The sequence below is a fragment of the Thermostichus sp. MS-CIW-37 genome (assembly GCF_054060065.1).
Map to the genome: position 1 here is coordinate 73,007 of NZ_JBSSCV010000003.1, position 12,597 is coordinate 85,603.

9 protein-coding genes are annotated in these 12,597 nt (G+C 59.5%); 4 read left to right on the forward strand and 5 right to left on the reverse strand.

The genetic code is table 11. The features are described from left to right. Positions 1–50 precede the first annotated feature (50 nt). Both ACVWYZ_RS02505 and ACVWYZ_RS02510 read right to left on the reverse strand, forming a co-directional pair. Positions 51–2,021 carry an alpha-1,4-glucan--maltose-1-phosphate maltosyltransferase gene (locus ACVWYZ_RS02505; RefSeq protein WP_457465839.1) on the reverse strand — a complete coding sequence of 657 codons (1,971 nt, stop codon included), beginning with the start codon at positions 2,019–2,021 and terminating at the stop codon, positions 51–53. A 123-nt stretch (positions 2,022–2,144) separates the two neighbouring features. Next, complete coding sequence (locus ACVWYZ_RS02510; RefSeq protein WP_457465841.1) at positions 2,145–3,497, reverse strand: TldD/PmbA family protein; 1,353 nt, start codon at positions 3,495–3,497, stop codon at positions 2,145–2,147. 323 nt (positions 3,498–3,820) lie between these two features. On the opposite strand from ACVWYZ_RS02510, the gene ACVWYZ_RS02515 reads away from it, so the two are divergent. Then, positions 3,821–5,131: a UbiH/UbiF/VisC/COQ6 family ubiquinone biosynthesis hydroxylase gene (locus tag ACVWYZ_RS02515; RefSeq protein WP_457465842.1), complete on the forward strand. Its 1,311-nt coding sequence runs from the start codon at positions 3,821–3,823 to the stop codon at positions 5,129–5,131. An 80-nt stretch (positions 5,132–5,211) separates the two neighbouring features. Here ACVWYZ_RS02515 and ACVWYZ_RS02520 read toward each other — a convergent pair whose 3' ends face one another. After that, entirely contained in the window at positions 5,212–5,562 is a 351-nt protein-coding gene (locus ACVWYZ_RS02520; protein WP_457465844.1) for a hypothetical protein, read from the reverse strand. A gap of 238 nt (positions 5,563–5,800) precedes the next feature. On the opposite strand from ACVWYZ_RS02520, the gene ACVWYZ_RS02525 reads away from it, so the two are divergent. From ACVWYZ_RS02525 to ACVWYZ_RS02535, 3 genes are all read left to right on the forward strand, one after another. Continuing rightward, the gene (locus ACVWYZ_RS02525; RefSeq protein WP_414389296.1) at positions 5,801–6,094 is read left to right on the forward strand and encodes a TIGR02450 family Trp-rich protein; all 294 of its coding nucleotides are present in this window, start codon (positions 5,801–5,803) and stop codon (positions 6,092–6,094) included. Between the two features lie 369 nt (positions 6,095–6,463). Continuing rightward, entirely contained in the window at positions 6,464–6,973 is a 510-nt protein-coding gene (gene ispF / locus ACVWYZ_RS02530; RefSeq protein WP_414342922.1) for a 2-C-methyl-D-erythritol 2,4-cyclodiphosphate synthase, read from the forward strand. A gap of 267 nt (positions 6,974–7,240) precedes the next feature. Continuing rightward, a complete protein-coding gene (locus tag ACVWYZ_RS02535) occupies positions 7,241–9,007 on the forward strand; it encodes an ABC transporter substrate-binding protein (protein WP_457465913.1) in 1,767 nt (588 codons plus the stop codon). 111 nt (positions 9,008–9,118) lie between these two features. On the opposite strand, the gene ACVWYZ_RS02540 is transcribed toward ACVWYZ_RS02535, so the two are convergent. Together ACVWYZ_RS02540 and ACVWYZ_RS02545 are read right to left on the reverse strand one after the other, a co-directional pair. Beyond that, positions 9,119–11,284 carry an amylo-alpha-1,6-glucosidase gene (locus ACVWYZ_RS02540; RefSeq protein WP_457465848.1) on the reverse strand — a complete coding sequence of 722 codons (2,166 nt, stop codon included), beginning with the start codon at positions 11,282–11,284 and terminating at the stop codon, positions 9,119–9,121. 131 nt (positions 11,285–11,415) lie between these two features. After that, positions 11,416–12,486 (reverse strand): glycosyltransferase family 4 protein, encoded by a 1,071-nt coding sequence (locus ACVWYZ_RS02545; protein ID WP_457465915.1) that lies wholly within the window; start codon positions 12,484–12,486, stop codon positions 11,416–11,418. Between the last annotated feature and the right edge of the window lie 111 nt (positions 12,487–12,597).

Here is a 12,597-nt window from a genome sequence, read left to right on the forward strand (position 1 = left end):
GAGAACTCCGCAGAGGGCATGACACCACTGTACTGTCCTTCTCAGGGTCTTCAGCTCTCCAGGAGAAAAATATGGGCAGGCATCGTCCAGGGATCCAACTTGATGTAGTTGGTGGATCCCTGCCAGGAATACTGCTGGCCGTCCAACAGATCGGTCAGCTTAAAGGTTTGCCAATGCTCCAAATCCAGAGCCCCCAAGTTGAGGGTGACCCAGCCGGACTGAATGTGGAAAGGATCCAAATTCACTGCCACCAAAATGCGGTTATCGCCACTGAAGGTGCGCTTGGAATAGCAAATCAGGGCCTCGTTGTCGGTGGGATGAAACACCAAGCTCCAGTCGCTCTGCAGGGCCGGGTTTTGTCGCCGGATCCGGTTCACCTGCTGGATCAAAGGCCGCAAGTTATCCGGGGCATCCAGATCCCAGTGGCGGATTTGATATTTTTCCGAGTCCAGATATTCTTCGCTGCCGGGACGGAGCGGGCGGTTTTCGCAGAGTTCAAAAGCCGGGCCATAGATGCCGTAGCTAGCCCCGAGGGTAGCCGCGAGGATCAAACGCAGCATAAAAGCCGGGCGACCCCCCTTTTGCAAAAACTCGTTCAAAATATCGGGCGTATTGGGCCACAGGTTGGGGCGATAGTACTCCCGCATTGAGCTTTGGGTGAGCTCGGTGAAATACTCGGTCAGGCCCCACTTGTCGTTGCGCCAAGTGAAATAGGTGTAGGACTGGGTAAAGCCCAGCTTGGCCAGCGATTTCATCAGTTTTGGGCGAGTGAACGCTTCGGACAGAAAGATCGTCTCCGGGTGCTTGGCTTTGATCTGACCAATACACCACTCCCAAAAGCCGAATGCCTTGGTGTGGGGGTTATCCACCCGGAAGATCTTGACCCCCTGGTCAATCCAGTATTCGATCACACCTTTCAATTCTTCCCAAAGGGCTTGCCAGTTTTCTGTTTCAAAGTTGAGGGGATAGATATCCTGATACTTTTTGGGCGGGTTCTCCGCATATTGAATGCTGCCATCGGGCCGCTTTTTAAACCATTCCGGGTGCTCTTTTACATAGGGGTGATCCGGAGAGCATTGAAAGGCAATATCCAGGGCGATGTCGATGTGGAACCGTTTGGCTTCCGCCACCAGATGATGAAAGTCGGCCAGGGATCCCAATTGGGGGTGAATGGCTTTGTGCCCGCCTTCCAGCCCGCCGATGGCCCAGGGAGAACCCACGTCCTCTGGCTCGGCGGTCATGGCATTGTTCTTGCCCTTGCGAAAGGTGCGCCCAATGGGATGGATGGGGGGCAGGTAAAGCACATCAAAGCCCATTTCCGCAATCAGCGGCAGCCGCGCGACCACATCTCGGAAGGTGCCGTGGGTGTGTTCGTTGGGGCCACAGGAGCGGGGAAACAGCTCGTACCAGGCACTGAAGCGGGCTTTGACCGGATCCACCCAAACCCGCCGCTCTGGGTAGGTGCTGACAAAAGGGCGCTCGCCGTAAACCTGCATCAGGGATCCCAACGTGGGGGATAGGGCTGCTTCTATGGCGGGATCCCCCCCTTGGCGGAGTGTTTGGGCGTAGTTGCGCAGCTTTGCCTGCAGAGAGTGCTCCGCGCCGCCACCGCGATCGCCGCTTTGCTGTTGGGCGGCCCGCTCGATCAGCTTGGCCCCGATCAGCAGCTCCACAGAAACATCCTGCTCGGCCTCCACCCGCTTGTACAGATCCTGCTGCCAGGTTTTGAAGGGATCCACCCAGGCCAAAATCCGGTAAGAAGCTTGGCCGATCTGAGTGACCTGAAATTGGGCCCGCCAGCGGTCGTTGCCGATGGGATCCATGAAGATCTCCTGCCAACCCTCTGCACCGGCCTCGCGAAAACAGAGCACCGCCGAGAGCTGATCGTGGCCGTCGGCGAAGATGTCCGCTTCCACCACCACATACTCTCCCACCGTCCGCTTGATGGCGTAGCGCCCGCCGTCGATTTCCGGTGTCACCGCCTCGATGATGACGCGCTGCCGACCCTCTACTGGCCACATAGGATCCACCCTCTGTTTGTCTCCTGCCTGTTCGCAGACTGGCTACTCTCCACCCTCTGGTCAGGAAGGCTTGTCCGCCCCCCACGATACCCAGTTATTCAAGACTCCGTCCCGCCGGCGCGACTAGCCAGCCGTTACCGATACATCTTCAATGCGCAGAGCAGGAAAAGCCGTGCTGCCGTTGAAAACGGTCACCTCTTGTGAGATGGCGGAGATATTACGCAAACAATCGTAGAGATTGCCGGCAATGGTGGTCTCCAGGATGGGGCGTTTTTCGCCGCCTTTGACCAAGAAGCCCCCTTTCACCACCCCGGAAAAGTCGCCGGTGATGGGGTTGCTGCTGCCGGAAAGACGGGTGACAATAATGCCCCGCTCCATGGCATACAGCTCAGACAGGGGGGTTGTCCCCGGCGCCACTCTCAAACAAGCTGGCCCCACCCCCGGCAGGCTGCCCGCCCCCCCTGTGGCATGGCCGTTGGACGGGATCCCGGCAGCGCGAGCTTCGTAGCTGTTGTACATGAAGTTGCAGAGGATCCCTTCGTGAACCAAGGGGGTGATTTGGCGAGGGATCCCTTCGCGGTCGAAGGGCTCAATGGGGTAGCCGGGCAGGCCCAGGCCTTCAGAAACCACGGTGAGCAACGGGCTGGCGATCCGGGATCCCATTTTTTGCGCCAGAGGGCTTTTGCCTTTGCGCACCGCATCTGCCCCCAAGACAAAGAGGAGATCCCCCAGGAAGTCCTCCACCACATCTGGAGGGAGAATGATAGGGCCGCGAAAGCTCTCCCCTTCGGTAGCCCCCAGCGCCCCCACACATTTTTGGACAAAGCGATCAAAAGCCCGCTCCAGCGTTGGGATGAGATCGGCCCGCTTCTGGACGCTGTCGCCGTCGTAGGCAAAGCTGCCCACCTCGTCCCCATCAATGGCCATGCCAAAGAGGGAGCCCCCCGCTTCCACGCTGTGATGGTTGGCGCGGATGCCGGTGGAAGAGGCGATAGCCAGGGTCTCTTCCTCAACGCTGAGGGAGCCGCTGTCGATGGTGATGCGAGGGTCTTTGGATCGCACCCACTCCAGCAATTGGGATCCCAACTGGGTCAGGGTGGCGGCATCCAGTTCCAGCAGGCCTGGGTCGAGGGCAAAGGGCACCTGGGGCAGAGGTTGGGGCTCCGGCAGCCCGTTCAGGGGATCCGCCGGCGAAGCCTTGGCCATGGCTACAGCCTCAGCCGCCGTCTCGGCCAGCTCTTCCGGGCGGTTGGAGGTGGCAAAGCCCAGCCTGCCGCCACAGAAAACCCGAATGCCGAACAGGGTCTCGCTGCTGCTGCGGGCCAGGTTCAGGTCGTTTTTTTCAAACGTGACTTCCGTTTCCCGGCCTGAGTTGGCAAACACTTCTGCCTGGTCGGCTCCAGCAGCCAATGCCTTGTGTACACCCTGTTCACAAAGATCCAGCAGGTTTTCCGGGGAAATGATGGAGCTGGGCATAAAAGTGAGATGGCAAGAGGACAGTCCTATTATCGGCTATGGCTCAGGGATGCCTTTCCCAGCCCCCTGCGGCCCATGGGATCCCAGCACCAACCCCTTCGTCCAACAACGTCACTCTGGTGCGCACCTTCCGGCCCGCTCCCCCTGGGCAACAATCAGCAGAGAGCTACCCACAGGGATTCCACCCTGCAGCAGCAAACAAAGGGGCTGAGATCAAAAGGGATCCCTCGTGGCGCTTTGACCCCACTTGCCGCTTGTCCTTAGCGGCCTGCCGGGTGCAGGAACCCTAGAATGGAAGTTAAGCCTACTTGCCGTGAGTGCCCATGAGCCTTTTGCCCACTTCCGCTGCTCCCCTAGCCATTGCTCCGACAGCAGCCAAGCCAAGGCGACTGGACTTCGAGGTGGTGATTGCCGGAGCTGGGATGGTGGGATCCACCTTGGCAGCCGCTTTGGGTCAGGCCGGAATCCGTGTTGGGCTGATCGAGGGGCGGGATCTCTCGCAGGGGGTGGGGCCCGATGGCCGAGCCAGCGCTTTGGCTCTGGGGACAGCCCGCATTCTGCAGCGAATTGGGGTGTGGCCCCTCATGGAAGCCTGGGGAGTTTCTCCCATTCACCGCATTCAGGTCTCTGATGGGGAAAGCCCCTGGATGGCTCAGTTGTGCCGCGAAACGCTCCAAGCGCCGGCGCTGGGCTACGTCGTGGAAAATCAAATTACCCAAAAAGCTCTGTTGCAGCGCATTCGCGAGTGCCCTTCGGTAACCCTTTTCAGCCCTGCTCAGGCGCAAAGTTTCTCCCCTGCAGCAGATCACATTCGGGTAGAGCTGGCCCAGGAGGGATCCCGGCAAACTCTGCGAGCTGCTTTGCTGGTGATTGCAGATGGGGCCCGTTCGCGGCTGCGGGAACAGGCTGGGATCCCGTTATCCCGCTGGGGCTATGGACAGGTGTGCATCGTTTCCACCCTCACCCATGAGCATCCTCACCGGCAGGTGGCCTACGAGCGCTTTCAGGTCAGCGGTCCCTTCGCCATTTTGCCCACCTCCGATCCCCATCGCAGTTGCGTCGTCTGGACAGTGCGCCAAGCGGATCGAGATCGGCTGATGGGCTTGTCTGAGGCTGAGTTTTTGCAGGCCATCCGGCCCTGCTTTGGATCCCAGTTGGGAGCCTTGCTGGCGGCCTCTCCCAGAGCCTGTTATGAGCCACAGCGGGCCCATGCCCAAACCTACATCGGATCCCGGCTAGCTTTGGTGGGGGATGCTGCTCACACCACCCATCCGCTGGGGGGGCAGGGGGCCAACCTGGGCATGCGGGACGTGGCAGCTTTGGCCACCCTGTTAATCGAAGCCAAACTGACAGGCCAGGATCCCGGCGATCCGGCTTTGCTACAAGCCTACGAGCGCTGTCGCCGCCCAGAAAATGCGCTGGTTCTTTTCGCAACCGATGCTGCCAATCGCCTCTTTTCCAACCGAAGCTGGCCGTTGCTGGTCTTGCGTCGCCTGGGCCTGTGGGGACTGGAGGTTTTGCCGCTGCTCAAGCCTGCCTTGATGCGCCAAGCGATGGGGATCCGCCCCCACCAACCCCAACTGCAGCAGCTCCCTTTCCCTGCACCCCCGGAACCTCTGGCTACGCCTGTCTAGATCCGGCCAAACTGTTGAGAGCTGGGCCCAGATCCTCGCCCGCCGCCTTTGTCCCCAGCAGACCAAGCGCTCCACAGGGATCAAGGCTGCTCCAGGGGTAAGTCTGAAAACAGCAATGGGGCAATATTGGCCGCCTGGTTGATGGGGATCTCGTCGTTGACGGCATACTGATAAAACTGATCCAAGCGCCGACACAAACCTTCTGAGGTCAAAGCCTGCACATTGGAGCTGATGATATAGCTTTGGGAAGGAGAGGCGCGAAACGCTTGAAAGGCTTTGCGACAAAAGTCCTGCTTGGCCTCCGGGTCTGCTTGTCGCCACTCTGGCCCCGTAAGTTTGCCGGACAAAGTGGGGCCGGTTGCCGCTCCCAAGGGCAGGCCTGTTCCCAAGATTAGGCCAGCCAGGATCAGAAACAGAAGGCCCCCCTTCAAGACTGCCTGCCAGAAAGAGAACTGAAGCCGTTGCCGGTGCTGCTCCATGGTTGGATAGGCTGGAGTGGAAAGGGATCCCCTCGATCATACCGATCACACATACCGATCACAGGAGGATCTGAGGGAAACTCAGGATCTCGGCTGGCTTTGCCGCTCCCCTCGATCCCCGCTGCCGTCCTCAGGAATGGCCGGAAAGCTGGGTCCCTTTCATCCCTTACCCGCTCGCACCCTCCGTCCCGTGGCTCGCAACAAACCCCGTCGGAAACAGCCTTTCCCGCACCTCCTCGGCTCCAAATGGACTTCCGTTCAGCCTGTTCTAGGTTGGCGACATTTTCAGGTCACCGCTCGCCAACAAGGGGAAGGAGGGCTGGTGTTTGCCGAGCTCAGAGCCGTCTGCAATCCCCAGGTGCGCCTCTGGGTCAACGCGGCCACCCTGAAGAACCGGGATCTTTGGCAGCCGGGCTGGACGCCTCTCGAAGACGGGATCCCCTGTGGGCGGCAGGATCCCCTTCTGGACAGGGCTGGGGGATAGTTTCTCTCAAGCTGGGGCTCAGGGATCGATTAGGATCATCTCTCTAGTGTGGTGTTTTAATTCGGAAGCTTGAGGAGAAGAAAGCGGGATGGCCAGATGTGACGTTTGCGGAAAAGATCTTATCTTAGCTACAGCGATTATCAGTGGGCCAAGCGCTGCGCCAATCCCTACGGGAAGTCTCACCTCATCTGCTTCGACTGCTACAGTGGTTCGTCTTGTCCCATCTGCTATTCCCCTCTGGAGCCGGCAGAATAGAAAGAGGCGTTCTCAAAAGCTGCTTGTCGGTTACTCGACTCCCATCCCCCTAGCTCCTCGGAGGGGGCGATGGTCGACAAGGGTCTCGATGGTTTTCCCAAGGGAGCCGGAAAAGTGCGCATTGGCCAGGGCTACGACATCCACCGCCTCGTCGAGGGGCGCCCCCTGATCCTGGGCGGGATCCGGATCCCCTACGAAAAGGGGCTATTGGGCCATAGCGACGCCGATGTCCTCACCCACGCCATCATGGATGCTCTCCTGGGGGCTGCCGCTCTGCGGGATATTGGCTACTACTTCCCCCCTGAAGAAGAGCGTTGGAAAGGGGCAGATAGCATCCTTTTACTACAGCAAGTGGTGCAGCTGGTGGGCCAAGAGGGCTGGTGCGTTGCCAATGTAGACAGTGTGGTGGTGGCGGAGCAGCCGAAGCTCAAACCTCACATCCCCGCCATGCAGGCCCGCCTGGCAGAGGCGATGCAGATCTCCCCCAAGCAAGTGGGGGTCAAGGCTACTACTAACGAAAAACTGGGCCCCATAGGTCAGGGAGAGGCCATTGCTGCCTTCGCAGTAGCCCTGTTGCTGGAACAGAGAGGACAAGCTTCCTCTGACCTTCCCATCAGAATCTGAAAAGAACCTGGTCACCCCACTGCCTGAGCTGCCAAACTGGCAAGCAATCGCTCCCTCAAAAACGCAGAATCTGCCCAAGTCGCAGTCAAACCACCCATTACCTGGATCCCCAACTTTCCCCCTGGGAAAGGGGCCGGGAGGGGGGCTACTCCTCTAGGAGAAGGGCTGGGGGTGAGGGCCTCAGCAGCGCGGAGCGCTTGGGCCACAGGGCGCGGGATGCGGGCGAGCCGTCCCAAACTTGCTTGGAACAACGACTTGGCAAAAGAAATGGCGGGCCAAAACAGCACCTCAACAGACCAGCTCAAGAGAAGCCTTTTTGTCCCTCTACTCTTGGGGATCCTTCTGCTCTGGCTCAGCGCTTGTGCCACGCCCACCCGCCCCCCCCATCTGGTTGCCACGGTGACTTCGGATCCCAAAACCTTCAACACCTATTTGGCCGCCGAAAGCTCCAGCCGCGACGCCATCGCCTACCTGGAGGCGGGCTTGGTCACCTTGGATGAGGATACCCTCTTGCCCAAACCGGAGCTGGCGGAAGGCTGGGAAGTGTCTGAGGACGGCTTGCGGTATGTCTTTACCTTGCGGGAAGGGCTGCGCTGGTCGGATGGAGAGCCCCTGACGGCAGCAGATGTGGACTTTACCTTCAACCGCATCATCTTCGACGAGCGGATCCCGACTTCCTCGCGGGACGTGAAGCGAATTGGGGAAGCTGGAGCACTGCCTCAGGTGCGGGCCCTGGACGAGCGGCGGATTGAGTTTGTTTTACCGGAGCCCTTCGCTCCCTTTCTGCTGCAGGCCGGATCCCCTATTTTGCCCAAGCACATCCTCGAGCCCACCGTCGAGCAGGTGGACAGCCAGGGCAACCCCCTTTTCTTGCAAACCTGGGGTATCGACACGCCGGTGCAGGAGTTGGTGGGGGCCGGCCCCTATATCTTGCAGGAATACACCCCCGGCCAGCGGCTGGTGTACCGGCCCAACCCCTATTACTGGAAAGGGGAAGGGATCCCGCGCATTGAACGGGTAATCCTGCGCATTGTGGACTCAGAGGACACCGCGCTGCTGCAGTTTCGCTCCGGCGAGACCGACGTGTTTTCGGTGCGGGGGAGGGATTTCCAGCTCTTAAAGCGAGAAGAAGAGCGAGATCAGTTCACCATCTACAATCTCGGCCAGACTTTGAACAACAATTTCTTTGCCTTCAACCTCAGCCGAGCCCGCGATCCCCAGACCGGGCGGCCCTTTGTGGATCCCGTCAAAAGTCGCTGGTTCAACGATTTGAACTTCCGCCGGGCGGTGGCCCACGCCATGAACCGGCAGTTTTACGTCGATAGCGTCCTGCAAGGGTTGGGCGAGATCCAGCACTCGGTTTTCTCCCCCGCCAGCCCTTTCTACCTCAGCCCCGAAGAGGGCTTGCCCACCTACGACTACAACCCTGAAAAAGCGCGGCAACTGCTCCTCGATGCCGGATACACCTATGATGCGGAGGGCCACCTGCGGGATTCCGAGGGCAACCGCGTCCGTTTTACCCTGCTGACTAACGCTGGCAACAATCAGCGAGAGGCCACCGGCGCGTTGATCAAAGCCGACCTGGAGCGGATCGGCATCACCGTCGATTTTACTCCCATCGCCTTCAACACCCTGGTGCAGCGCACCGATAGGCGCGATTGGGAAACCCTGTTGCTGGGCTTTGGCGGCGGCGGTACCGAACCCAACAACGGCTCCAACATCTGGCGCAGCGATGGCCGTTTGCACCTCTTCAATCTGGGAGATTTGCCCGGTAACCCGGCAGAAGGGGTTGAGGTGAGCGATTGGGAACGGGAGATCGACCGCATCTTTATTGAAGGGGTGCGGGAACTGGAGTTTGAGAAGCGCAAAGCCCTCTACGACCGGTTTCAAATCATCATTCAGGAACAACTGCCCCAAATCGGCACTTTTAACCCCCTGGTTCTCTCGGCCCTGCGCAACCGCATTCAAGGGGTGGATCCCCGACCTATTCTGGGGCCCTTGTGGAATTTAGATCAGCTCTACATTCAAGAGTAGGGCTTCTGATGTGGGATGAGCCGTTTGAACCGTTGAGCTGTGTCTCTATCGCCACATTTGGCAGGTGAAACTCAGTTGTAGGTTGTGTTGTGGACGTCTTGGATTTTGCAATTATTTCACCGTCAATTCCACGTTCCCCACACTCCTGAGGACGGTGATCCCCACCCCTCCTGACTGCAGATAGAGACCGATGTCCAGGGATCCCTGGCCCACCTGCACATTCTCAAGGATGACGTGGGGCAGCCACAGGGGCAGAGTGGGCTTGGTCAAATGCACCCGTTGGGCCAGCCCGTCGATCTCCAGCCCCAGACAAGCCTGCAACAGCAAAAACACACTGGCCGCCGCCCAAGATTGGGGCAGACAGGCCACTGGATAGAGGGTGGGGCCCTCCCGCTGCCGACGACCAAAACCGCAAAACAGCTCCGGCAACCGCTTCAGCTCCAAAAACTGGCTGGCATCGAACAGCGCCGTCAAAACCCGCACCGCTTCGCCCTTGAAGCCATAGCGAGATAAGCCTGCTGCAATCAAGGCGTTGTCGTGGGGCCAGATGGAGCCGTTGTGGTAGGACATGGGGTTGTAGCGGCCCTCTCCCTCCGGCACCGTGCGGATCCCCCAGCCGCTGAAGAAAGCTGGCTCCAGCAGTTGCCGGGCAATGCGGGCGGCGTGCTCGGGATGGGCGATCCCCGAAAACAGACAGTGGCCCATGTTGGAGCTGCGCACCCGGCAAGGTTGCTTCTGGCCATCCAAAGCCAGGGCATAGCCCCCCAACTCTTCGCACCAGAAGTGATCCCAAAACTGCTGCTGCAGCTCTTCCGCTTGTTGCCGCAACTGGGCTGCTTGCTCTTGCCGCCCCAGCAGCTCGGCCATCTCTGCCGCCAGCCGCTTGGCCTCATAGGCATAGCCCTGCACCTCGCACAAGGCCAGAGGTGGCTCTGCCAAAGATCCGTCTGGGTAGAAGATGGCATCTTCAGAATCCTTCCAGCCTTGGTTGCGCAGGCCCCGGTGAGCTTTGCCCGCGTACTCCAGAAAGCCATCCCCATCGGGATCCCCGTAGGTGTCCATCCATCTCAGGGCTGCCTCGATATGGGGCCACAACTGCCGCAACAGCTCGAGATCGCCGCTGCGCTGCACATAGCGTCCTGCCAACACCACAAACAGAGGGGTGGAGTCGATGCTGCCAAAATAGTTGCCAAAAGGGATCTCGCGGGTTTTGGCCATCTCGCTGCGCCGCTGCTCGTGCAGGATCTTGCCCGGCTCCGCATCGCGACTGGGATCCAGCTCCTGGGCCTGATGGGCCGCCAGATAGAGCAACACCCCTCGGGCCAAGTCCGGGAACCACCAAAGAGTAGCCAAGGCGGTGATCAGGGCATCTCGCCCGAAGACCGTGGTAAACCAGGGCACCCCCGCATAGGGATAAAGCCCGTAGGGAGTGCGGGTGAGCATCATCAGCAGGTCATCCCGCGAGGCGTTGAGCCAATCGTTAAACTGAGCATTGCCGGTGTCAATCTGGTGGGCTTGCGCCCGCAAGGAAGCCCTTTGTTCCCGCTCCGCCTGCAGAGCCTCCTGGTAGGTCAAAGGGGCAATCTCCTCCCCGCCGTAGCTGCAGATCACCCTCAGCTCCAAATCCCGTTCCTCCTGCGGGGCCAAAGGCACCCACCACTGCGCCAGCTTCTCCGACACTAGCTCCGGCGCCGGCAAAAATTGCAACTGGGTTTGCCGCTCCACTCCATCCAAGCCGCGGTAGCGGAGAACCACTCCCTCAGGGTTCACCTGGGCCGGCAGCACTTGACCCCGCTGGGCCCGTCGGATGCCCCGGATCTCAAAAATATCGGCAAAGTCCGCCTCAAAGCGCAGGGTAATCGGCACGCGAAACGAGGCCGAGCCGTAGTTGTGAATGCGAATGCGCTCGTAGGCAACGTTGTTCCACAAAAAAGTAGTCCGTAAAACATGCAGAGTATCTTGACCGATAAACTGCCCCTCTGAGGTGGTGAACTCCGGGTTGGTCAGATCCACCGCCAAAATATCTTTGTCTTCCCGCACCTCTGAGCTGAGCAGCAGGAACTGCTTTCCCTGCAAGTCCAACACCCAGCGGGACAAAAAGCGGGTGTCGTCCCGGAAGAGGCCATGATCCCGGATGCCGAGGGGGCGCATGTTCCCTCGCCGGTCAAAGATGGCAAAGCAGTTGTCATGCTTGAGAACATGAGAGCGTGCCTCCACCCAAGAGGCGCTGGCCCGGATGTAGTACTGATCTTGAATTTGGATGATGTCTTCTGCCATCTCGGTCTTCTCGATCCCTATCCAGCCGGTCTCCTACGCGAACAGCTTACTGCTATCGGTCCACTCAAAGAAGGCGAAGAAGCAGGGGCCCCCCGATGCAGCCCAGCAGCCCTAGCTGCTACTTGGCCCATCTAAGCCTTATTAAGCTGCCTTCTTCGCGACATCTCCTGCCGCTCGTTCACCAGTTGGCGGTAGAGAGCCTCGTAGTCCGACACCATTCTTTCCACGCTGAACCGCTCCTCAAACACCTGCCGCACCCCGGCTCGGCTTAGGGATCCCACCTTCTCTATTGCCGCCACCGCCTCTTCCACCGAATCGACAATAAAACCGGAGCGGCTATCGGCCATGACCTCCGGCACGGAGCCAAAGCGTGTGGCGATCACCGGCGTGCCACAGGCCATCGCCTCGATCATCACCAAGCCGAAAGGCTCGGGCCAGCGGATGGGAAACAGCACTGCATAGGCTTTGCCCAGGAACTCACTTTTCTCCTGCTCAGTAATTTCTCCCATGAGCTCCACGTTGGGATGGCGGCGGGCCAAGGGTTCAATTTGAGACTCATAGTACTGCCGATCCACAGGGTCGATTTTGATGGAAGCCTTGAGGGGCATCCCAGCCCGGACGGCAATTTCAATAGCCGTATCCAGCCCTTTCTCCGGCGAGACCCGACCCAAAAAGGCCAGATAATCCCCTGTTTCCGGGTAAAAAGAGTGGAGATCCAGAGGCAAGCCATGATAAACCGTCCCCAGCCATCGCGCCTGGGGCAAAGGCAGCCGCTGGGCATTGGAGATGGAAACTACCGGAATATCCTGAAACTCGGTGTAGAGGGGCTGAAGCTCCGGAATATCCAGCCGCCCATGCAGGGTGGCCAGAAAAGAAACCTGGGGGTGGCGACGGGCCAGGGCATAGGGATAGTAGTCGATGTGGCCGTGGATGATGTCGAATTCGTCTGCCATCTGAAAGGCTTTCTCCACCATCAAAATATGAGGAGCCACCGTGTCGATAGCCGTGGGATCCAAACGCAAAGCCCGCTCCCGAAAGGGGATTAGACGCGCTTGGGTTTGGGAGTCGCCGCTGGCGAACAACGTCACCTCATGCCCCCGCCGCACCAGCTCTTCGGTGAGCCAAGACACAACTCGCTCGGTGCCGCCGTAGAGCTTGGGGGGCACACTCTCATGCAAAGGGGCAATCTGAGCAATGCGCATAGCCATCCTCCACACCAAATCATCACCGCTCAGGGCTGTCTGCCAGACCGGGCTCACTGGCATTTCCGGCTGCTCCTAGGGAGAGCTTCTCACCCACGCCATGAGCTGCAA